This is a genomic window from Rhodococcus sp. ACPA1, from assembly GCF_002300195.1.
Taxonomy (GTDB): Bacteria; Actinomycetota; Actinomycetes; order Mycobacteriales; family Mycobacteriaceae; genus Rhodococcus_F; species Rhodococcus_F opacus.
Window position 1 is genome coordinate 767,541 of sequence record NZ_NSDX01000005.1, and the last position, 22,166, is coordinate 789,706.

The window sequence follows — 22,166 nt, forward strand, 5'->3', positions numbered from 1 at the left end:
GAGAAATGTGTGTGTGACACCCTGTCTCACCAAAGTATGTGAGACAGGGTGTCCAGTCAACAGTCGGATGGGTAACGTATGCGTGATGCCGGACAAAGTGGAAACCGCCGCGTCGCCCCAGGGCGACGGCCGCGCCACGCGCTGGGAGGACCACAAGGCGGAACGCCGCAGCCGGATTCTCGAAGCCGCGATGGACGCCATCAACGAGGACGGTCCCGACGTGGGCGTCCAGCAGATCGCGAACCGCGCCGACGTCCCGCGGTCGGTGGTCTACCGGATCTTCACCGATCGCGGTGACCTCGACGAGCAGCTGCGCGGGCGCATCATCGAACGGCTGATGGCGGACCTCGCGCCCACGTTGACACCGGAGGGCACCGTGGGCGAGGCAATCGCCCGCGCGGTCGAGACGTACCTGCGGTGGATCGTGGAATATCCACGGCTCCACCAATTCCTCGGCACCGGATCGCCGAGCAGGCGAACGACCGGCTCACGTGTGGTCACCGGAACGAAGACCGCGATCGCGCTCCAGTTGTCGGGTCTGCTCACGACGGTCCTCGACACGGTGGCCGGCAATTCGGACCTGGCCGAGTCGCTGGCCTTCGGGTTGGTGGGACTCGTGGATGCCAGCGTCAATCGATGGCTGAGCAACCCGCAGTCGGCGCTCGGCAGCGACGAGCTGGCCGAGTTCCTCGAGGTGTCGATCTGGCAAGTGCTGCACGGCAATCTGGCGCGGATCGGCGTCACCATCGACCCGTCGACCCCGGTGTCGGAACTGCAGTAGTCGGCCGGGTGTGGCCAGCTACCATGGCTTCCATGCCCTCCCGGCGAGGTTCACCGGCCGCTTCCGAGCAGGCCTGGGTGTCGGACACGGCGGTCGGCGACGCCGTCGCGCGCTTCGCCAGTGCCTGGGAGTCCTCGTCGTCCGCGCCCGATCTGGTCGCCTACCTGCCCGTGTCTCCCGCGCTCCGCCGGGTCACGCTCATCGAACTCGTCAAGGTCGACCTGGAGAACCGCTGGCTGCGCGGCGACCACCCGAAGCGGCTCGACCAATACTGTGAGGAGCTGCCCGAACTGCGGCGGTGGCCGTTGCCGCCGGATCTCCTGTACGAGGAGTTCCACATCCGGCGGCGCAGCGGGGAGTCGGTCGAGGCGAGCGAGTACACGCAGAATTTTCCGGGTCAGGCCGGTGAGCTCGACGAACTGCTCGGCACCGGCGAGTACCACAGCACGGCGCTCCATCGCGGGGAGACGACGCTGTCGGTGTCTCCGGGGAGTGGCGGAACGCTCGACGATCTGGAGGTGGGCCAGCGGATCGACGATTTCGATCTCGTGACCGGTCTCGGCAGGGGCGCGTTCGCGCGGGTGTTCCTGGCCCGGCAGCGGTCGCTGCAACGGATGGTCGCCGTCAAGATCTCCCTGGACCACGGCACCGAGCCGCAGACTCTGGCCCAGTTCGACCACGACTACATCGTCCGGGTCTTCGATCAACGCCTCCTCGCGGGCCGTGACCTGAGACTGCTGTACATGCAGTACGTCCCGGGCGGCACCCTGCTCGACGTGGTCGCCCGGGTTCGTGAGACGCCACCGGACTCGCGCAGCGGCGCCGTGCTGCTGGACGCGATCGACCGGGCCCTGGTCGGTCGAGGCGAGATCCGGCCCAGCGAATCCGGGGTGCGCCGGGAGATCGCGACGCTGACCTGGCCCGAGACGGTCGCCTGGCTCGGCCGGCGGCTGGCGGAGGCGCTCGACTACGCCGGACGCCACGGCGTCCTGCACCGCGACGTCAAACCGGCGAACGTGTTGCTGACGACGGAGGGCGTCCCCAAGCTCGCCGACTTCAACATCAGCTTCAGCCGCAACGTCGCCGGGTCGAGTCCGGTCGCGTACTTCGGCGGCTCGCTGGCCTACATGTCACCGGAACAGCTCGAGGCGATCCACCCGGACCGGCCGGGCGCACCCGGCGATCTCGACACCCGCAGCGACCTGTATTCGCTCGCCGTCGTGCTGTGGGAGTTGCTGACCGGCAGAAGACCTTTCGACGACAGCGACGCCGAACTGCACTCCCACCCGCCCGGCGACCGCACCACTCTCGACGCGATGCTCGCGCGGCGGCGCGGACCGGACGAACCGGCCGCCGAGGCGCTGCCCGCCGACTGTCCGAACGCGCTGCGGCGAGTGTTGCTGAAATCGCTGGCGCCGGCACCGAAGGATCGGTTCTCCTCCGGTGCGGAACTCGCCCAGCAGCTCGACGTCTGCCTCGACGCGCACGCCCGCGATCTGGTCGATCCGCCGCCGGGAAGCTGGCGGCTGCGGATGCGGCGGTGGACGCACCCGATCATGTTCCTGGCCATCGCAGTTCCCAATCTGCTGGCGATCCTCTACAGCTACCAGCACAACAGCACCCTGATCATCAGCAAGCTGCCGCCCGCCGCGCAGGAGAACTTCGAGCGGATCACCCGGATCGACTACACGGTCGCGTTCCTCATCGGAGCCGTGGGCACGCTGTCGATGGTGCTCTACCTGACGATGGTGGCCGGCGGGCTGCGCCGGGGGCGGGTCTACACCGGCGCCCAGCTCGCCCGGGCGCGCCGGGACACCCTGCTGCTCGGCCAGCGGTGTGCACTGCTCTGCCTCGGTCTGTGGATCGTCAGCGGCCTCGTCGTGCCGATCACGTTGGAGGTGAGCGGCAGTCAGGTTCCGTGGAACACGATCGTCCACTTCACTGCATCTCAGCTCGTGTGCGGAGCGATCGCGGTGGTCTACCCGTTCTTCTTCGTGAACTTCTACGCCGTCCGCTGCCTGTACCCGGTGTTTCTGCGGCACGGCGAGATCAGTGCGTCCGACGCCCGGATGCTGCGACGGCTCGGGCGACGCAGCACGTTCTTCCTCGCCGCGGCGGCCGCCGTGCCACTGCTCGGAATCGCGGGGGCCACGTTCATTCCCCCGGAGGACCTGCCCCGGGTGATCGTCGCGCTCCGCGTCCTGTGCGTCGGCAGCGTCGTCGCGTTCGTCGGGGCCTACTGGATGTTCCGGATGCTGTCCGAGGATCTGCAGGCGCTGCACCGCGTCGTGTCCGGTGCGCCGCGGCACGAGTGATCAGGCCGAACCCGTGAACGTCAGCCACAGCAGCGAGACGTTGAGCACGACGATCAACGACGCCGCCACCCAGGCGGCGGCCGTGGTGGCCGTCGCGTTGCGGTGGACGCCCATCAGGTCGCGGCTCGACGTCATCCGTACGAGTGGAATCACCGCGAACGGGATGCACAGGCTGAGAACCACCTGACTGAGCACGAGCGCGAACGTGGGATCGACGCCGACCGCCAGCACGACCAGTGCGGGAATCAGGGTGACCACCCGGCGCAGCAGCAGCGGGATGCGCATCGACAGCAGGCCGTACATGATCTCGGACCCGGCGGCGCAGCCGATCGACGTGGACGCCAGGCCGGAAGCCAGCAGTCCGACGGCGAAGATGACGGCGACGGTGGGGCCGAGCGAACTCTGGATGGCGGCGTGCGCGCCGTCGATCGAATCGGTGCCCGGAATGCCGCGCAGGGCCGAGGCGGCGAGCAGCAGCATGCCGATGTTCACCGCGCCCGCCACGATCAGCGCACCGACCACATCCCACTTCGTCACCCGCAGCAGTCGCGCGAGGCGGGGGCCTTCCAGGTCGTTCCCGTGCCGGTCGCGGGCGAGGGCGGAGTGGAGGTAGATCGCGTGCGGCATCACGGTGGCGCCGAGCATGCTCGCGGCGAGCAGTACCGTCTCGGTGCCCTCGAAACGCGGCACGAGTCCGGCAAGCGCATCCGTACCCGACACGTCGGTGAACGCGAGTCCGGTGAGGAACCCGACGGTGATGATCGTCAGGAGTCCCATCACGACGAACTCGAACGTCCGCTGACCGCGGCGGCTCTGGATCGACAGGATGCCCATCGACACGACGCCCGTGATCAGGCCTCCGACGAAGAGGGGAACGCCGAACAGGAGATTGAGTGCGATCGCGCCGCCGATCACCTCGGCGAGGTCGGTGGCGATCGCCATCGCCTCCGCCTGCAGCCAGAACGCGCGGCGGTTGCCGGTCCGGAGGCGGGTCCCCAGCATCTCGGGCAGTGATTTGCCGGTGACCAGCCCGAGTTTCGCGGACAGGTACTGCACCAGCACGGCCATGGCATTGGCGAGCACGAGCACCCAGACGAGCAGGTACCCGTACTTCGCGCCCGCAGTGAGGTTGGCGGCCACGTTTCCGGGGTCGACGTACGCGATGGCCGCCACGAACGCGGGACCGAGGAGCGCGACTGTCCGGATGCTGCCCTTGCGGGGAGCGCGGCGCGGGAGGAGGGGTCTGGGGGCCTCGATGCTCACTGGACTCCTGATCGTGGTCGCGTCGATCTACCTGCTGATTCGTATCTCCGCACTATAGATTTAGGTGGCACGAACTTTCAAGTGCGGGGGCTGGATCGGCTCGGAATTGCCACCTCCGGCGCTATATTGACTAGAACGTGTTCTACTTGCGGTGGAAGGGAGTCCCTATGGGTCAGGTTCTCGACAGAATCGAAGGCGTCGCCGAGGAGATTCGTGGGCAGGCCGTCCAGTCGGAGGAAGACTGCAGACTCACCGACACCGCCGCCGGCCTCCTGCGCGACTCCGGGGCGATCCGATTGCTGCAGCCCAAGCTCTACGGCGGCTACGAGGTCCACCCCCGCGAGTTCGCCGAGACCGTCATGGGAGTCGCCGCACTCGACGGTGCGAGCGGATGGGTCACCGGGATCGTCGGCGTGCACCCGTGGGAACTGGCGTTCGCCGACCCGCGGGTGCAGGAGGAGATCTGGGGCGAGGACAACGACACGTGGATGGCGTCGCCGTACGCGCCCATGGGTGTCGCGACACCGGTCGACGGCGGGTACGTCCTGAAGGGGCGGTGGTCGTTCTCGTCCGGAACCGACCACTGTCAGTGGGCCTTCCTCGGGGCGATGGTCGGTGACGGCGAGGGTGGCATCGCAATGCCGCCCTCGTCTCTGCACGTGATTCTGCCGCGCACCGACTATCAGATCGTCGAGGACACGTGGGACGTCATCGGACTGCGCGGAACGGGAAGCAAGGACCTGATCGTCGACGGTGCCTTCGTCCCGGGCTACCGGACGTTGAACGCGTCGAAGGTGATGGACGGACGTGCGCAGAAGGAGGCGGGCAGGCCGGAGCCGCTGTTCAACATGCCGTACTCGTGCATGTTCCCCCTCGGGATCACCGCCGCCGTCATCGGTATCACCGAGGGCGCGCTGGCCTGTCACATCGCGGTGCAGAAGGACCGCGTCGCCATCACGGGCCAGAAGATCAAGGAGGATCCCTACGTGCTCAGTGCGATAGGAGAGTCCGCCGCCGAGATCAATGCGTCGCGGGTCTCCCTCATCGAGACCGCGGACCGGTTCTACGACAAGGTCGACGCGGGCAAGGAGATCACGTTCGAGGAGCGTGCGATCGGACGCCGCACCCAGATTGCCGCGGCCTGGCGTGCGGTGCGTGCCGTGGACGAGATCTTCGCGCGCGCCGGCGGTGGCGCGTTGCACTACAAGACACCGATGCAACGGTTCTGGCGCGACGCGCACGCCGGTCTGGCGCACGCGGTCCACGTGCCCGGACCCACCAACCACGCGAGCGCGCTCACCCAGCTCGGCGGCGAACCGCAGGGGATGATGCGCGCCATGATCTGAAGCACCGGGAGGCCGAGGCTCGCGCCTCGGCTCCCGGCATCGGATCAGAGTGCGGCTGCGGCGAATCCGGTCTCGAGGTCGGCGAGGATGTCGTCGATACCCTCGATGCCGACGGCGAGCCGGACCAGTCCGGGAGTCACACCGGCGGCGAGCTGCTCCTCCGGGGTCAGCTGCGAGTGCGTGGTGGACGCCGGGTGGATCACCAGCGAGCGCACGTCGCCGATGTTCGCGACGTGGCTGTGCAGGGTGAGCGCGTTGACGAACTTCTTGCCGGCATCGACACCGCCGGCCAGTTCGAACGTCACGATCGCGCCCGGACCCTTCGGGGTGAGCTGCTGTGCGCGCTCGTGCCACTGCGAGGACGGCAGACCCGCGTACGCCACGGACGTGACCTCCGGGCGGGCCTCGAGGAACTCGGCCACCTTCTGGGCGTTGGCGACGTGCCGCTCCACGCGCAGGCTGAGGGTCTCGATGCCCTGCGCGATGAGGAACGCGTTGAACGGGGCCACCGCCGAACCGAGGTCGCGCAGCAACTGCACGCGAGCCTTCAGCGCGTAGGCCGGGGCGCCGAGGTCCGCGAAGACGACACCGTGGTAGCTCGGGTCCGGCGTGGTGAAGTTGCTGTGGCGGCCCTGGGTCCAGTCGAACGTGCCGCCGTCGACGATGACACCGGCGATCGCCGTGCCGTGACCGCCGAGGTACTTGGTGGCCGAGTGCACCACGATGTCCGCGCCGTGCTTCAACGGTTGCAGCAGGTACGGCGTGGCCACCGTGTTGTCGACGATCAGCGGGATCCCGTTGTCGTGGCCGACCTTCGAGATTCCCGGGATGTCCAGGATGTGGTTCTTCGGGTTGGCGATCGTCTCGCCGTAGAACGCCTTGGTGTTCGGGCGGACGGCGCTGCGCCACTGCTCGAGGTCGTCGGGGTCCTCCACGAACGACACCTCGATGCCGAGCTTGGGCAGCGTGTAGTGGAAGAGGTTGTAGGTACCGCCGTACAGGTACGGGCTGGAGACGATGTGGTCGCCTGCCTCCGCGAGGTTCAGCACCGCAAAGGTTTCCGCGGCCTGCCCGGAGGCCAGCAGCAGTGCGGCGACGCCGCCCTCGAGGGCGGCGATGCGCTGCTCGACCGCGTCCTGCGTGGGGTTCATGATGCGGGTGTAGATGTTACCCGGCTCGGCCAGACCGAACAGCGCGGCAGCGTGATCGGTGCTGTCGAACGTGTACGAGGTGGTCTGGTAGATCGGCAGCGCCCGCGCCTTGGTGGTCGCGTCGGACGTCTGCCCGGCGTGGATCTGCTTGGTCTCGAACGACCAGTTGACGGTGGGATCGATGCTCTCGGTCACGAGTGGTGTACTCCAGATTCGGTGAGGTGGATGTGGTGAATCAGTTGTCGCCGGTGAGTGTTTCGACCACGGTGTGGACCGGGGTCTGATTGCGGGTCAGGTCGAGGACGGGGCAGTGCGCATCCACCGCTTCCTGCAGTTCGAGGTAGCGCTCCCGCGATTCCGGGCCGGTCAGCGTCACGACGACGCGCACTTCGCCGAACCCGGCACGGACGGCGTCGTCGAAGCCGAAGAACCCGCGCACGTCGAGGTCGCCCTCCGCGCGCGCCGAGATGTCGTCGACGCGGACACCGAGCTTCTCGGCCCAGAAGCGGTACGTCACCACCTGGCAGGAGAGCAGTGAAGCGAGGTAGTACTCCACGGGATTGGCGGCCGAGTTGTCGCCGCCGAGCGCCGGAGGCTCGTCCACCTCGACGCTGTACTTGCCGAGCGTGACGGTGCTCGCGACGGCGTCGTGCGCCTGCGCGGAGGCGCGGAAGACGACGTGAGCGTTCGCGGAATCCTGGGAAACGGCGTCGCGGGTGGCGCCGATGACGGACGTGAGGTGCGAAACGGATGCAGTGGTCATGACTGTACGAATCCTTCGAAAACGAGGGTGTGCAGGAGGAACCCGGCGTGGAGAAACGTCACGCCGGGAGGGGTCCGATCAGGAGATCGGACACCTCGAGGTACACACCAGCGCGAAATCGACGTGGCGACGCCGCGTCAGCAGCTCACCTGAGTCGATCACGCCGGATTCGGTCACGGATCAGACTGTAACCGCACGACACGCATTCCGACCAGTCCCGTAGGAAATTCTGCTCACGGAGTGGGCAGCGCGCGGCACAGGGCGTCGAGAGTAGCCGAGAAACGCGCGGACGACGGCGTGCTGTAGCCGACGACGAGTCCGTCGGGCCGGTTCGCGGGACCGTCCGGATGACGGAACGTGCGCAGACCCTCCACCGCGAGGCCGAGGGTCGCGGCCCGGTCGACGGTGGCCGCCTCGGTCCCGTCGGGAAGTTCGAGGACGGCGTGCAAACCGGCCGCGATGCCGGTGACGTGCACATGTGGTGCACGGGCGGCGAGGGTTTCGACGAGGGTGTCGCGCCGGCGGCGGTAGAGGGTGCGCATCCTGCGGACGTGCCGGTCGAATGCGCCCCTCTCGATGAAGTCGGCCAGGGTCAGCTGGTCCGTCGCGCTGACCCATCGCTCGTATCCGCCCTTGACTGCCAGGACATCGTCGATCAGGCGTTCCGGCAGCACCATCCATCCCACGCGGATCGCGGGGGAGAGGGTCTTGCTCACGGTGCCCAGGTATGCCACCTCGTCCGGGGCCAGACCCTGCAGGGCGCCGACGGGTTGGCGGTCGTACCGGAACTCCCCGTCGTAATCGTCCTCGATCACGATCGCCCCCGTCGCACGTGCCCATTCCACGAAAGCCGTTCTCCTGCCGGGATGGAGCGGCCCGCCGGTGGGGAATTGATGAGCCGGGGTGAGCAACGCCGCCGACGGTTGCCTGCCCGTCGTATCCGGGGGCTGTGCTCCGCGGGCGTCGAGTTGCAGGGGGACGGTGGAGACGCCGGCGTCGCCGAGAAGTTCGCGATGCAGATGCAGCCCGTACCCCTCGACGGCGATCGGTCCCTGCACGGCGCGGGCGAGCAACCACAGTCCGTGCCCCGAGCTCGCACTGACCACGATGCGCTCGGGATCGGTGCGCACTCCTCGTGCGCGAGAGAGATATTCGGCGAGCGCGTGACGGAGTTCGGGGCGTCCCCGCGGATCACCCGGTCCGAACGCGTCATTGGGTGCCGCGGTGAGCGCCCGGCGGGCCGACGCCATCCAGGCGGCACGCGGAAACTCTCCGACGTCGGGCGAACCGGGCATCAGGCTCAACGCCGGTCGGGGCGCCGCCGCGGAGCGGGTGCGCGGACGTCGGGCCGGCTCGCCTGCCCGATCGGCAACCCGTGTTCCCGACCCCTGCCGGGCGGTGAGCCAGCCCTCTGCCACGAGTTCGGAGTACGCCTCGGCGACGGTGTTGCGGGCGATGCCGAGGTCGAGGGCCAGGGTGCGGGACGGCGGGAGGGTGGTGCCGGCGACGAGCCGCCCCGATCGAATCGACTCGCGCAGAGCGGAAACCAGATTTGCGCGCACCCCCGGCGCCCGTCCGCCGCCGGACGCGGCGAGGTCGAGATGGAGGTCGCGGCCCAGACCCGAATTGGCCCAAGTTTCCATGCTTGAATTGAACCATACAGATGGGCTATTTCGCGCCTACTGTTCTCGTATGACCACAACAGAGCGCAAGACCCGCGTCGATCTCGCCCGCAAGGCCCCCGCCGTCTACAAGGCGATGATCGCCCTCGACGCCGCAGCACGGCAGGGCCTCGATCCGGAACTGGTCGAGCTGGTAGTCACCCGTTGCTCCCAGATCAATCACTGTGCCTGGTGCATCGACATGCACACCGCCGATGCCCGCAAGATCGGCATCAGCGAACAGAAGCTGTACCTGCTGAGCGCGTGGGAGGAGGCGCACGGGCTGTACACCGACAAGGAGCGTGCCGCGTTCGCGCTCGCCGAGGCGATCACCGTGCTGACCGACGGCTTCGTCCCCGACTCGGTGTACGAGGAGGCGGAGGAGTACTTCGAGGAGACGGAACTGGCGCAGCTCATCTCGCTGGTGCTCACGATCAACGCGTGGAATCGCATCGCCGTGAGCACGCGGAAGACCCCGCGGGTGCGCTGATCCCGGGTAACGGACCCGCCGCCTCGCGCCCGCTGCACTGCCGCCCGCTCAGAAGTTTCCGCGGGCGGCTTGTTCGCGTTCGATGGCTTCGAAGAGGGCTTTGAAGTTGCCGATGCCGAAGCCGAGGGAGCCGTGGCGTTCGATGAGTTCGAAGAACACGGTGGGGCGGTCGACGAGGGGTTTGGTGAAGATCTGCAGCAGGTAGCCGTCTTCGTCGCGGTCGACGAGGATGCCGCGTTTCTGCAGTTCGGCGATCGGGGCGCGGACGTTGCCGATCCGCGCCCGCAGTTCGGGGTCCTCGTAGTAGGAGTCGGGGGTGGCCAGGAATTCGACGCCCTCGGCGGTCAGCTGATCGACGGCGGTGAGGATGTCGTTGGTGGCCAGGGCCAGGTGCTGGGCGCCGGGACCGCGGTAGAAGTCGAGGTATTCGTCGATCTGCGAGCGTTTCTTGGCGATGGCGGGTTCGTTGAGCGGGAACTTGACCCGGTGGTTGCCGTTGGAGACCACCTTGCTCATCAGGGCGGAGTAGTCGGTGGCGATGTCCTCGCCGACGAACTCGGCCATGTTCGTGAACCCCATGACCCGGTTGTAGAAGTCGACCCAGTGGTCCATCTTGCCGAGTTCGACGTTGCCGACGACGTGGTCGAGGGCCTGGAACAGGCGTTTGGGGGCGCCGTCCCGTTTGGTGTGCGACGACGTGCGGGCGACGTAGCCGGGCAGGTAGGGGCCGGTGTAGTTGCTGCGGTCGACGAGGGTGTGGCGGGTGTCGCCGTAGGTGGCGATCGCGGCGAGGCGGACGGTGCCGTGCTCGTCGGTCACCTCGTGGGGTTCGTCGAGGACGGTGGCGCCCTGGGCGCGGGCGTGGGCGATGCACTTGTCGACGTCGGGGACGGCGAGGGCGATGTCGACGACGCCGTCGCCGTGGGTGCGGTGGTGCTCGATCAGGGGGCTGTCCGGGTTCACGGCGCCTTTGATGACGAAGCGGACGGCGCCGGATTCGAGGACGAAGCTGTGGTGGTCGCGGTTGCCGGTGGTGGGTCCGGAGTAGGCGACGAGGGTCATCCCGAATGCGGACTGGAAGTAGTGGGCGGTCTGGGTGGCGTTGCCGACCACCCAGACGACGGCGTCCCAGCCGCTGACCGGGAACGGGTCGCGGGTGCCGTCGTATTCGACGAGCCCGACCAGCTGTTCGAGCTGGCCGAGGTCGAGACCTGCCAGGCGTTCCTTGTCGGTGAGGGTCTGCTCGATCGTCATGATGGTGCCTTTCCTTGCAACGGTTTTCGGATGCCCGGGAGATCAGTGCGACTGCGCGCCGGGGGAGTGGCGAATGCCTGACACAGAGGTAACCGGCCCCCGTTCCCGTCGTCAACCGGCACCCGGGCAACTAGCCGCATCGACGGGATGCGGACGGTCGCGCGCCGCTTTCCTATACAATCTGAATACTTCAATGGGGCAATAGAAATGGACTGCGATGGTTGCGCGGAGTGAGATCGGCGTCGGAGTGCTCGCCCGCGCGGTGGCGATCCTCGACGTCGTCGAGTCGAGCCCGATGGGCGCGAGCGACCTCGCCCGTGAACTCGACCTGTCCCTGTCGACCACGTACCGGCTGGCGACCGACATGGTCAAGCACGGCCTCCTTCGCAGGGATCAGGAAGGCCGCTTCTACCTGGGGCAGCGATTCGTCACCACGGCATTGAGCGACCTGGCGATTCCGGCGCTGCGGGAATTGAGCGAGGCGACAGGGGAATCCGCGCAGTTGTGGGTTCGCCGGGGTGAATCCCGTCTCTGCGCCGCGAGCGTCGATTCCCAGCACGAACTGCGGGTGGCGTTGCCCGTCGGAACGTTGGTACCGCTACCGCAGGGGTCGAGCGGACACGTGCTGTCCGGCGACTGGGAGGCCGACCCCGAAGCTGTGAAATCCGGTTGGTGGGTGTCGGTTTCGGAACGAACGCCGGGATCCGCGTCCATCAGTGCGCCGGTTCGCAGGCACGGCGAGATCGTGGCTGCCGTGTGCGTGTCGGGCCCCGAGGGGCGGATGGGGGAGAACCTGGGTGCGTCGATGGGCCGCGCAGTCGTCGCTGCTGCGCGGCAGATCGAGAAATCCGTTCCGGGCGACTGACTCGCTCAGGCGATGTCGAACGTGGTGACGTCCGCCGACCGATGTTGCTGCGCCAGTTGACGGTAGACCGCGGCGTTGGCGGCGTTGTGGGACACCTCGTCGTCGGTCAGTTCGCGACGTACCTTCGCGGGCACGCCGGCGACGAGTGAGCGCGGCGGAACTCGCGTGCCCTCGAGGACCAGCGCGCCCGCGGCGACCAGCGACTGTTCGCCGATCACCGCTCCGTTGAGGACGGTGGCTCCCATGCCCACGAGGGCGCCGTCCCCCACGGTGCAGCCGTGCAGGACGGCGTTGTGCCCCACGCTGACGTCCCGGCCGACGACGACGGGGAAACCCGGATCGACGTGAACGGCCACTCCGTCCTGGATGTTGCTTCCCTCGCCGAGGGTGATGGAATCGCAATCGGCACGCAGCACCGCGCCGTACCAGACGCTGGTCTCGGCGCCGAGCGTTGCGGCGCCGATCACCGCGGCCGTCGGCGCGACCCATGTGGTCTCCTCCGCGCGCGGCGAACGTCCATTGATCGCAACGACGTGTGGTTCTCTCACCGTGTTCTCCTCCTGTCGAGCAGCCGATTCCTGCTGCATTCCGCAGCGTCCCGTCGTCCATTGTCCTGTGGCGCGGACTCCGGGCATTGCCAATTGTGACTGCTACCACTACCGTCATTCTTATCAGACGGGAACCCAACTGCCAAATAATGAGAATTAGCAGGTAGGACCCCAGTCGTCATCCGGTACAGATCGACGAGGGAGAACTCTCACATGCAGGTCCCAGAGAACGGCCCACTGCACGGCATCCGTGTGCTGGAACTCGGCAACTTCATCGCAGCCCCCATGGCGAGCCGCATCTTCGCCGACTTCGGCGCCGAGGTCGTCAAGATCGAGCGGCCGGGCGTCGGCGACGAACTGCGGGGCTGGCGTCGCCGCCGCGGCGCGACGTCGATGATGTTCCGCACCATCGCGCGCAACAAGCGGTCCGTCACACTCGACCTCCGGACCGACGAGGGTCGCGCGATCATTCTCGACCTCGCCCGGAAGTCGGATGTCGTCATCGAGAACTTCCGTCCCGGAACGCTCGAGCGCTGGGGAATCGGGCCCGACCAGCTGACGGCCGCCAACCCCGACATCGTGCTCGTGCGGATCTCCGGCTACGGACAGACCGGCCCGTACCGGGAGCGCACCGGATTCGGCGGCGTCGCCGAAGCCTTCGGCGGATTGCGGCACGTCACCGGCTACCCGGACCGTCAATCGGTCCGGGCCGCCGCCCCCATCGCCGACACGCTCGCCGGACTGCACGGCGCGATCGGCGCCCTGATGATGTTGCTGGCCAAGGCAAGGCAGGGCGATCACTCGACCCCGCGCGTCGCGGACGTGGCCCTGTACGAGTCGGTGTTCATGGCGATGGAATCCCTCGTTCCCGACTACGACGCGTACGGCATGGTCCGGGAACGGACCGCGGGCAATCTGCCCGGCGTGGTGCCCAGTGGCGTCTATCCGTGCGACGGTGGCTCCGTCATGATCGCCGGCAACTCGAGTGGCGTGTTCGGACGGCTGATGCAGGCCGTGGGTCGTGGCGATCTCGCTGACGACCCGGAACTGGCCGACGGTGATCAGCGATTCCGTCGTGAAGCCGAACTCGACGAGGCCATCTCGTCGTGGACATCGGTGCGTCGCCCCCACGACGTCGTCGCCGAACTCGGCGCCGCCGGTGTGCCCGTCGGCGAGGTCTACGACGCCGTGCAGATCGCCGACGACAAGCACTACAACGCCCGCAGCATGCTGCAGAGCCTGAAGGTGTCCGTCGACGGGGAACCCGAAGAGGTGCGCTTCCCCGGAGTGGTCCCGCAGCTCGACGGCGAACCCACGCAGATCCGCTGGGCCGGCCCCGAACTGGGTGAGCACACCGACGAGATCCTCGGCGGATTGCTGAATCTGTCGGGTGAGCAGCTCGACGACTACCGCTCTCGCAACGTCATCTGAATCGAAGGAGAATGAAATGTCAGTCACCATAACGGATGTCGTGCTGCGAGACGGACTACAGGACGAAGATGTGGTCGTCTCCACCGACCACAAGATCGCCGTCGCGGACACACTCGTCGCCGCCGGTGTGAAGCACATCGAAGCGGCATCGTTCGTCTCGCCCACACGCGTCCCGCAGATGGCGGACGCCGACGACGTCATCGCCCGGCTGCCCCGCACCGACCCGTCCGTCACCTACAGCGCTCTGGCACTCAACCCGCGCGGAGTGCACCGTGCGATCGCGACCGGCATCGACGAGATCCAGGTCGTGACGTCTGCCAGTGCCGGGCACAGCACGGCGAACACGGGCCGGAACCCGGACGAGGCGCTGCACGGACTTGCCGAGGCATTGCAGAAGTACCCGGACCGGAGTTTCCTCGGAGGTGTGTCGACCGCGTTCGTCTGTCCGTTCGAGGGCATCATCGCCCCCGCCACGCTGGTGCGGGTCGCGAGCGCGATGGCCGCAATGGGTGTGCGCCGGCTCGGGCTGGCCGACACGCTCGGAACGGCCACCACCGAGCAGGTGCTCGCATCGGCCGGGGCGGTACGCGACGCCCTCCCCGACATCGAACTGAGCCTGCACCTCCACAATGCGCACGGCCAGGCCCTGGGCACCGTGATCGCAGCGCACCGGCAGCTCGGCATCACGCACTTCGACAGCGCCATCGGCGGGTACGGCGGCTGCCCGTTCGCGCCGGGCGCCCACGGCAACCTCGCCACCGAGGAACTGGTCGCGCACCTGCACGCGCACGACATCGACACCGGGATCGATCAGCAGGCCCTCGGCGTCGCCGTCGACACCGTGAAACACGCTCTGGCCCAAGCTCGGCCCCTCACCGCAGTGTGATCTGCGAACTCACCCCGAAAGGCCGACCATGGTCTACGCAATCTCCATCGTCGCTCTGATCGCGATCTTCACAGTGGCGACACTCACCCCGATCAACATGGGCATCCTCGCGTTCGCCGGTGCGTTCGTCATCGGCGGCTGGGTGTCCGGGATCCCGGTCGAGGACATCATCGACGCCTTCCCCGGCAGCACGTTCATCATCGTCGGCGGCATCACGCTGCTGTTCGCCATCGCCAAGACGAACGGGACCATCGACCTCGTCATCGAGGCCTCGCTCCGACTCGTGCGCGGCAGGCGGTGGGCGATCCTGTGGATGATGTTCCTGCTGTCCGGACTGCTGATGGCCCTCGGGTCGGTCCTCGCGGTCGGCATGCTCGCCCCCATCGCGATGCCCCTCGCAGCGAAGAACAAGATCAACCCGTTCCTGATGGGCATGGTCATCAGCCACGGCGCCCTGGCCTGCGCGTTCTCACCCATCAATCTCTACGGCGCATTCATCAACGGACTGATGGACTCGACCGGCGTCGGGGCGAATCCCCTGGTCCTGTTCGCTCTGCCGTTCGTGCTCAACCTGGCCATCGCGATCGTGCTGTTCCTGATCTACGGCCTCGACCTGATCGGTCGCCGCACTCCGCGTCCCGTCGAGGAGACATCCGACGGCGGAGGATTCGGCGGTTCCTCACGTCGACCGTCCGGTGGCGTGACTCCGGGCAACGGCCCGGGCGGGAACACCGCGACCCTCACCGATCGTGAGGTCATCGAGGAGGCGCTGATCCACGAAGGCGTGAAGCCGGTGAAGATGAACCGGTACCGGTTCGCGACGCTCGCCGGCATCGGGTTCCTCGTCGTCGGGTCGGTCGCGTTCGGAATCGACGTCGGCGTCAGCTCGATCTGCATCAGTGCGGTGCTGCTGCTGATGGCGCCCAAGTCGCACCCCAAGGTCATCGACAACGTGGCATGGCCTGCCGTGGTGCTCGTGTGCGGGATGCTCACCTACATGGCGGTCATGACGCAGAACGGCACGCTCGACTTCCTCGGCGATGCGGCGTCGGCTCTCGGATCGCCGTTGCTGACCGCGTTGATCCTCTGCTACGCGGTCGCGATCATCTCCGCCTTCGGATCGTCGATCGGTACGCTCGGCATCGCGTTGCCCCTCGCCGCGCCGATGCTCGCGATGGGAGAGGTGGGCGCCGTGGGATTCGTCGCGGCCCTGGCATTCTCCGCGACGGTGGTCGACGTCAGCCCGTTCTCGACGAACGGCGTGATGGTGCTCGCCAACGCACAGGTCGAGGACAAGGGGCGCTTCCAGCGCAAGATGCTCGCCTACTGCGGTCTGATCGTGCTGTCGGCTCCCATGTTCGTCTGGGCGCTGGTCGTCGTACCCACATCCGTGTAGGGCGGCTCCGCCGTGCCGGTCACCGTTTCCCGCGGTGACCGGCACGTCTCACGGTGCGAGGACGGATGTGGTGAACTTTGTGTACTTTAAGTTTCATGTAATGGACTGTTGTCCAATAGTTTTCGATTCCACTGGGCGAAAAGTGCTGCCACAGTGACACATGCCACAAGATCACGTCCGTTTCGGGCGTTTCGTCGTTCTCCGCCCGTAAGGTGACGACATGTCGATCCTCGAGAACGAGAAAGCACCCCCATCCGGTGCCCCCGCCCCCGGACCGACCCTCGGCGAAAGGTTGCGAGATAACGCGCGATACGACCTACCCGCGTCGCTCGTCGTCTTCCTCGTCGCACTGCCGCTGTCGCTCGGTATCGCGATCGCGTCCGACGCCCCGATCATGGCGGGGCTCATCGCGGCGATCGTCGGCGGTGTGGTGGCGGGTTCCATCGGTGGCTCACCGCTCCAGGTCAGCGGTCCTGCCGCCGGATTGACGGTGGTGGTAGCAGAATTGGTCGCCACATTCGGCTGGAAGGCCACGTGCGCGATCACCGTCGCGGCCGGATTCCTTCAAATCATCTTCGGACTCAGCAGAATTGCCCGTGCGGCCCTGGCCATCGCGCCGGTCGTGGTCCACGCCATGCTGGCGGGTATCGGAATCACGATCGCCCTCCAGCAGATTCACGTCCTACTCGGTGGCAGCTCGCACAGCTCGACCGTCGAGAACATCACTCAGCTCCCCGGCCAGCTGACGTCCGCCCGCTACGGCGACGTCCTCGTGGGATCGGTGGTCATCGCCGTCCTGCTGTTCTGGAAGAAGATCCCCGGCAAGCTGCAGGTGCTCCCCGGTCCGCTGGTCGCCGTCGTCGCCGCCACCGTTCTGTCCCTTGCCCTCCCACTCGACATCGATCGAATCACTTTGGACGGCTCCCTGTTCGATGCCGTGGCACTACCTTCGATGCCGGACGGCCCGTGGCTCGCAGTGGCCACCGGCGTACTCACGGTCGCGCTGATCGCGAGCGTCGAGAGCCTGCTGTCCGCGGTCTCCGTCGACAAGATGCACGGCGGCACGCGTTCGGAGTTCAACCGTGAACTCGTCGGTCAGGGCTCGGCCAACATGCTCTCGGGTCTCATCGGCGGCCTGCCGGTCACCGGTGTGATCGTGCGCAGTTCCACCAACGTGGCCGCCGGGGCGCGCACCCGGGCGTCCGCCGTGCTGCACGGCGTGTGGATCCTCGTCTTCGCCGCGCTGCTCACCGGACTCGTCGAGCAGATCCCGATGGCAGCGCTGGCCGGCCTCCTCATCGTGATCGGCATCCAGCTCGTCAAAATGGCTCATCTGCGGACGGCCCGGCGCACCGGCGACCTGTGGGTGTACGGCGTGACCGTGGCCGGTGTGGTCTTCCTGAACCTGCTCGAGGGCGTGATCATCGGTCTGGCACTCGCGGTGGTCCTGCTGTTGTGGCGGGTCATCCACCCAAAGATGCGGGCCGAACCTGTCGGCTCCGAGGATTCCGGGCGGTGGCGCGTGACCGTCGAGGGGTCGTGCAGCTTCCTGTCCATGCCGGCGTTGACGGGGCTCCTCGCGAAGGTGCCCGAGGGCGCGCACGTCACCGTGGAACTGGCGGTCGACTTCCTCGACCACGCGATGTTCGAGGCGATCGACGACTGGAAGCGTCACCACGAGCGGAACGGCGGAACGGTCGTGATCGATGCGCTCGGTCCCGTCGACATGGACGCCGTGGGCGCGTCGCCGCCGCGGCGCGGCATCGGTGTGGTGAGCCCCCGCGGGTTCGCCCCGTGGAAGAGCTGGCAGCCGCGGCACACCGACACCGAGGGGTCCACCACCACACCGGCGGCACTCCGGCCGGTCCTCGCGGGAGTGTCGGAATACCACCGGCGGAACGCGGCTCAGCTGCTCCCGCACCTCGACGAACTGCGGGACGGACAGCGCCCCGACTCGTTGTTCCTCACCTGCTCCGATTCACGCATCGTGCCGAACGTGATCACCAGCAGCGGTCCGGGCGACCTGTTCACGGTGCGCAACGTGGGCAACCTCGTCCCGACCGGGAAACAGGACGTGTCGGTCGAGGCAGGACTGGCCTTCGCCCTCGACGAACTCGAGGTCAGCTCGGTGATCGTGTGCGGCCACTCCGGCTGCGGCGCGATGAAGGCCGTGCTCGCGAGTGCGCCGACCGAGACCGACGGGTCCGATCGCGACGCCGTCGAACAGTGGCTGACGTTCGCACAGCCGAGCCGGAACGCGTTCCTCAGCGGTCATCCGGTGGCGCGAGCAGCGGCCGAACTCGGATTCGACGAGATCGACCAGCTGGGCATGGTGAACGTGGCGGTCCAGGTGCAAACCCTCGGACGCCATCCCCTCGTCGGTGCGGCGGCGGCCGAGGGCCGAGTACGCGTCGCGGGAATGTTCTTCGACATTCCGTCCGCCCGCGTACTCGAGATCACCTCGACCGGTGTGTCCTACCTGGACCACGTCCCCACATGATTCAGAGGAGATGGACCCTCTTGTAGAGGCGCTTGGACGGGCCGCCGACGAGGCCGACGCCATCGAGAAACTGCATCAACTTGGAACCGGACGTGCGAACGGTGTCCTTGTAGTGCTGGTTGTTCTTGGCCTCGGCGGCGGCCCGCTCCGGGTCGAGTCCGGCGTTCGCATACACGTCCTTGCGGATCATGCTCTTCATCACGAAGTACACGACCACCGCGGTGTTGAGCCGCTCGAACTGCAGCCGAGCCCAGCCGGCACCCTCGATGCGGCGGCCGACCTCTTCGCGGGCGAAGCGGATGTGGCGGGCCTCTTCGAGGACGTGGATCTTGCTGACCGTGCGGGTGACGGGCTGCACGCGCTCGTCCTTCATGAAGTCGCGCTGCATCATGTCGAGGATCTCCTCGGCGGCCATCACGCTGGCGTACGCGTTCGCGCCCCGGAAGAAGCCACCCCAGATGCGTCCGAGCTTGTGGATCGCGGGGTGCGGGCCGTAGCTCGGCATGTTGAGGCGTTCACCGGCACGGGCGAACATCACCGAGTGGCGGCATTCGTCGGCCACCTCGGTGAGCGCGAACTGGACGTGGCGCGAGTGCTTGTCGCGGCCGTACACGTCGCGCAGGAGCATCTGCATGAGCAGGATCTCGAACCACAGTCCGACGCTGGACACGCTGGCGGCCTCGTGCTTGGTGAGCTCGATCTTCTGCTCTTCGGTCATCTCGTCCCAGAGGGCCGTGCCGTACAGCGTGCTCCACTCGGGGGTGAGACCGAACTTGTCGTCGGGAATCGGTGCTTCCCAGTCGACCTCGACCATCGGGTCGTAGGACTTGCGTGCCGACGACGCCAGCAAGCGCTGGGCGGTCTCTTCGCGGTCGGAGACGACGATCGATGCGGTCATCACTACCCCTTGCTCTGTGACTATGCGGTCAACTAACTGTGACATTCAGTAACTGATACTGAACGATACAGCGACGGCCGTCACAAGGGCAACGTCCGCTCAGTCGACGTCGGCCAGTTCTCTCGGCGTTTCGGCCGTCGGCACGGAACCCTTCCGCCCGGGAGCCCACACCGCGAGCAGTAGCGACGCGGCGAACAACACGCAGGCCAGCACTATGGATGCCTCGTCGAAACCCTTCAGAAACGAATCCCGCGCGAACGTCGCCAACTGCTCGCCCTGTGGGCCCGCGACCTCGGCGACCTGCAGTGCCGCGGCCAGTGAACTCGACACCGGCTCCTTCGCGGCCTCCGGAACGGCGTCGACCGCCGGCTGCACGTGGGTGCCGTACCCCGCGGCCAGGACGCTGCCCGCCAAGGCGACGCCGATGGCCGAACCGATCTCGCGCGCTGTGTCGTTGACGGCCGACGCGACACCCTGCTTCGCGTCCGGGGTGTTCTGCACGATGGCTGCTGTCGCGGGCGCTGTGCACAGTCCGATACCGAAGGCGGCCACGATGAGCGGGACGCACACCTCCGCGTAGCTCGAATGCGCATCGAGCCGCACCAGCAAGAGGATGCCGAGGCCGAGCAATGCGGAACCGGACGCGAGCAGCGGCCGGAGCCCGACGTGCGGGATGAGCATCGGCATGACCGCGGACATCGCCACGACCGGCACGGCGATGGGGGCGAGCGCAAGAGCGGACTGCAGAGGGGAGTAGTTCAGCACCAGCTGCAGGTACTGGACGACGAGGAAAAAGAGGCCGAGGGAAGCCAGGAATTGCAGTAGGAGCGACATCGACCCGGAGCCGAAGGCGCGGTTGGCGAACAGTCGGACGTCAAGCAGGGGGCGTTTTCTGCGCAGTTCCACGAGGGCGAACGCGGCAGCGGCGGCGAGGCCACCGACGAGCAGTCCGAGCACGACGGGATCCAGCCAGCCGCGCTGCGGCGCCTCGATGGTTCCCAGGACGAACAATCCGACCGCGGCGGCAATCAACCCGGTGCCGGGCAGGTCCAGTGGTGGGCGTTCCGTCTCCCGGGAGGAGGAGATGGTGAAGCCCGTGACGAAGATCAGGGCGGACACCACGGTGAGGCTGATGAAGATGGCGTGCCACGACCACTTCTCGAGCAGGAGTCCGGAGACGAGCAGGCCCGCGATTGCGCCGGACCCCGCGACGCCCGACCAGATGCCCACTGCCCGGCCTCGGTGCGCGGGCGGAAAACCCGCCGTGAGCAGCGACAATGTCGCGGGCATCACGAGAGCGGCGCCGACGCCCGCTATCGCCCGGGAACCGATGATCCACTCGGGGCTGTCGTTCAGGATCGGAATGGCGGAGCCCAGGCCGAAGACCAACAGCCCGACCATGAGCAGCCCTCGCCGGCCGTACCGGTCGCCGAGCGCGCCCGCCGGAAGCAGGAGTGCGGCCAGGGTGAGGGTGTAGCCGTCGACGATCCACGTCAGCTGGCTCTGGGTCGCGCCCGTGTCGCGGGCGAGGTCGGGCAGGGCGGTGTTCAGTGCCGCCATCGCCGCGACGACGAGTGCGACAGCGCAGCACGCGACGGTCAGCATCCAGATCTGCCGAAGGGTCCAGCCGGTGGTGTTGCTCTGTTCGGTGTCCTGCGGTGGTGCGGAGTCCCGAGAGCGCACGATGTAGTCCCTCCGTGGAAGTAACGAGACTGTCAGTATCGTTGGTAGACTGACAGTTCACAAGAGGTCGGGCAGTGGCAGGAACGGGCGGTGCAGATGACCGAGCAGGATCCCCGCAGGCAGCGCTCTCGAGCGAGACTTCTCGACGCCGCGACAACTCTTCTCGCGAAGGGTGGCACCGATGCCGTGACGATCGACGCCGTCACCAAGCTGGCGAACGTGGCTCGGGCCACGCTCTACCGGCATTTCGGCAACGGCACCGAACTGGTCGCCGCGGCTTTCGGGCGGCTGATCCCACCCGCGCCGACCGTGCCCGCCGACGGCGACCTCCGCGACCGGCTGGTCGAGCTGATGGTCAGCCAGGCGAAACTCATCGAGAGTGCCCCCATGAACGTGACGGCCATGTGCTGGCTCGGCATGGGCCCCGCGTTGGACGACTACTCGAGCGCGGCCGCTGTCGAGTCGGACAAACCGGAACTGCGGACGCTGAGGCAGACCATCGTCGAGCAGTACCGGGCGGCGTTCGACCAGGTCTTCGGGACACCCGAGGCGGCCGAACGACTCGGCGAATTCGACTACGACCTCGCTCTCGCGCAACTCATCGGACCACTCGTCTTCACCCGGCTCGCGACCCTGACCCCACTGGGACGGACCGCGTGTGAGCAGATCGTCGACGACTTCCTCGCCGCACGCGCCGCCCAGGTCGCCGCCGGTCCCGCGAAGCCGACGCTCCTCGGGATATCGCCTGCTCAGGCATTGTGACGTCGACAGCTCCGCACGTCGTCATTACCGTGGCACCTGCGCGCGGCACCGGATGCCGCGCGTATCGAATGAATGGTGTGGGAAGGTTTCTCGATGATCACTGATGCACTCAACTGGCTCCTCGGTGCTTGGGGCGGCGTCGCCGCCGGCAGCAGCGGATACTCCATCCCGCC

18 protein-coding genes are annotated in these 22,166 nt (G+C 67.4%); 10 read left to right on the forward strand and 8 right to left on the reverse strand.

What is annotated here, in order from left to right:
- Positions 1 to 85: 85 nt before the first annotated feature.
- On the forward strand, positions 86 to 781 hold the full coding sequence (locus CJ177_RS27990) for a TetR/AcrR family transcriptional regulator (protein ID WP_095869116.1): 696 nt from the start codon (positions 86 to 88) through the stop codon (positions 779 to 781).
- Positions 782 to 858: 77 nt separating this feature from the next.
- Positions 859 to 3,096 carry a serine/threonine-protein kinase gene (locus tag CJ177_RS27995; RefSeq protein WP_095869117.1) on the forward strand — a complete coding sequence of 746 codons (2,238 nt, stop codon included), beginning with the start codon at positions 859 to 861 and terminating at the stop codon, positions 3,094 to 3,096.
- Here CJ177_RS27995 and CJ177_RS28000 read toward each other — a convergent pair whose 3' ends face one another.
- On the reverse strand, positions 3,097 to 4,359 hold the full coding sequence (locus CJ177_RS28000; protein ID WP_005243961.1) for an Nramp family divalent metal transporter: 1,263 nt from the start codon (positions 4,357 to 4,359) through the stop codon (positions 3,097 to 3,099).
- A 167-nt stretch (positions 4,360 to 4,526) separates the two neighbouring features.
- On the opposite strand from CJ177_RS28000, the gene CJ177_RS28005 reads away from it, so the two are divergent.
- Positions 4,527 to 5,705, forward strand: coding sequence for a hydroxylase (locus CJ177_RS28005; RefSeq protein WP_025431934.1), 1,179 nt, complete (start codon positions 4,527 to 4,529; stop codon positions 5,703 to 5,705).
- A 44-nt stretch (positions 5,706 to 5,749) separates the two neighbouring features.
- Here CJ177_RS28005 and CJ177_RS28010 read toward each other — a convergent pair whose 3' ends face one another.
- From CJ177_RS28010 to CJ177_RS28020, 3 genes are all read right to left on the reverse strand, one after another.
- Positions 5,750 to 7,051, reverse strand: a complete 1,302-nt coding sequence (locus CJ177_RS28010; protein ID WP_005243958.1) for a bifunctional o-acetylhomoserine/o-acetylserine sulfhydrylase — start codon at positions 7,049 to 7,051, stop codon at positions 5,750 to 5,752.
- A gap of 40 nt (positions 7,052 to 7,091) precedes the next feature.
- Positions 7,092 to 7,619: an OsmC family protein gene (locus CJ177_RS28015; protein WP_005243956.1), complete on the reverse strand. Its 528-nt coding sequence runs from the start codon at positions 7,617 to 7,619 to the stop codon at positions 7,092 to 7,094.
- 233 nt (positions 7,620 to 7,852) lie between these two features.
- Complete coding sequence (locus CJ177_RS28020; RefSeq protein ID WP_061697644.1) at positions 7,853 to 9,262, reverse strand: PLP-dependent aminotransferase family protein; 1,410 nt, start codon at positions 9,260 to 9,262, stop codon at positions 7,853 to 7,855.
- Between the two features lie 49 nt (positions 9,263 to 9,311).
- Here CJ177_RS28020 and CJ177_RS28025 point away from each other — a divergent pair, with 49 nt between their 5' ends.
- Positions 9,312 to 9,770: a carboxymuconolactone decarboxylase family protein gene (locus tag CJ177_RS28025; protein ID WP_025431935.1), complete on the forward strand. Its 459-nt coding sequence runs from the start codon at positions 9,312 to 9,314 to the stop codon at positions 9,768 to 9,770.
- Between the two features lie 48 nt (positions 9,771 to 9,818).
- Here CJ177_RS28025 and hppD read toward each other — a convergent pair whose 3' ends face one another.
- Complete coding sequence (gene hppD / locus CJ177_RS28030; protein ID WP_095869118.1) at positions 9,819 to 11,024, reverse strand: 4-hydroxyphenylpyruvate dioxygenase; 1,206 nt, start codon at positions 11,022 to 11,024, stop codon at positions 9,819 to 9,821.
- Positions 11,025 to 11,241: 217 nt separating this feature from the next.
- Here hppD and CJ177_RS28035 point away from each other — a divergent pair, with 217 nt between their 5' ends.
- Positions 11,242 to 11,889 (forward strand): IclR family transcriptional regulator, encoded by a 648-nt coding sequence (locus CJ177_RS28035; RefSeq protein WP_095869119.1) that lies wholly within the window; start codon positions 11,242 to 11,244, stop codon positions 11,887 to 11,889.
- Positions 11,890 to 11,894: 5 nt separating this feature from the next.
- On the opposite strand, the gene CJ177_RS28040 is transcribed toward CJ177_RS28035, so the two are convergent.
- Complete coding sequence (locus CJ177_RS28040) at positions 11,895 to 12,437, reverse strand: gamma carbonic anhydrase family protein (RefSeq protein ID WP_179443287.1); 543 nt, start codon at positions 12,435 to 12,437, stop codon at positions 11,895 to 11,897.
- Between the two features lie 213 nt (positions 12,438 to 12,650).
- Between CJ177_RS28040 and CJ177_RS28045 the strand changes: the two genes are divergently transcribed.
- From CJ177_RS28045 to CJ177_RS28060, 4 genes are all read left to right on the forward strand, one after another.
- Complete coding sequence (locus tag CJ177_RS28045; RefSeq protein ID WP_095869121.1) at positions 12,651 to 13,868, forward strand: CaiB/BaiF CoA-transferase family protein; 1,218 nt, start codon at positions 12,651 to 12,653, stop codon at positions 13,866 to 13,868.
- A 16-nt stretch (positions 13,869 to 13,884) separates the two neighbouring features.
- Positions 13,885 to 14,754, forward strand: coding sequence for a hydroxymethylglutaryl-CoA lyase (locus tag CJ177_RS28050; protein ID WP_061044089.1), 870 nt, complete (start codon positions 13,885 to 13,887; stop codon positions 14,752 to 14,754).
- Positions 14,755 to 14,782: 28 nt separating this feature from the next.
- Entirely contained in the window at positions 14,783 to 16,150 is a 1,368-nt protein-coding gene (locus tag CJ177_RS28055) for an SLC13 family permease (RefSeq protein WP_061044088.1), read from the forward strand.
- A gap of 220 nt (positions 16,151 to 16,370) precedes the next feature.
- Positions 16,371 to 18,650: a bifunctional SulP family inorganic anion transporter/carbonic anhydrase gene (locus CJ177_RS28060; RefSeq protein WP_095869122.1), complete on the forward strand. Its 2,280-nt coding sequence runs from the start codon at positions 16,371 to 16,373 to the stop codon at positions 18,648 to 18,650.
- Position 18,651: 1 nt separating this feature from the next.
- On the opposite strand, the gene CJ177_RS28065 is transcribed toward CJ177_RS28060, so the two are convergent.
- A complete protein-coding gene (locus CJ177_RS28065) occupies positions 18,652 to 19,548 on the reverse strand; it encodes a diiron oxygenase (protein WP_025431939.1) in 897 nt (298 codons plus the stop codon).
- Positions 19,549 to 19,647: 99 nt separating this feature from the next.
- Positions 19,648 to 21,231, reverse strand: coding sequence for an MFS transporter (locus CJ177_RS28070; RefSeq protein ID WP_095869123.1), 1,584 nt, complete (start codon positions 21,229 to 21,231; stop codon positions 19,648 to 19,650).
- A 90-nt stretch (positions 21,232 to 21,321) separates the two neighbouring features.
- On the opposite strand from CJ177_RS28070, the gene CJ177_RS28075 reads away from it, so the two are divergent.
- On the forward strand, positions 21,322 to 21,993 hold the full coding sequence (locus tag CJ177_RS28075; RefSeq protein WP_005243931.1) for a TetR/AcrR family transcriptional regulator: 672 nt from the start codon (positions 21,322 to 21,324) through the stop codon (positions 21,991 to 21,993).
- Positions 21,994 to 22,166: the final 173 nt, after the last annotated feature.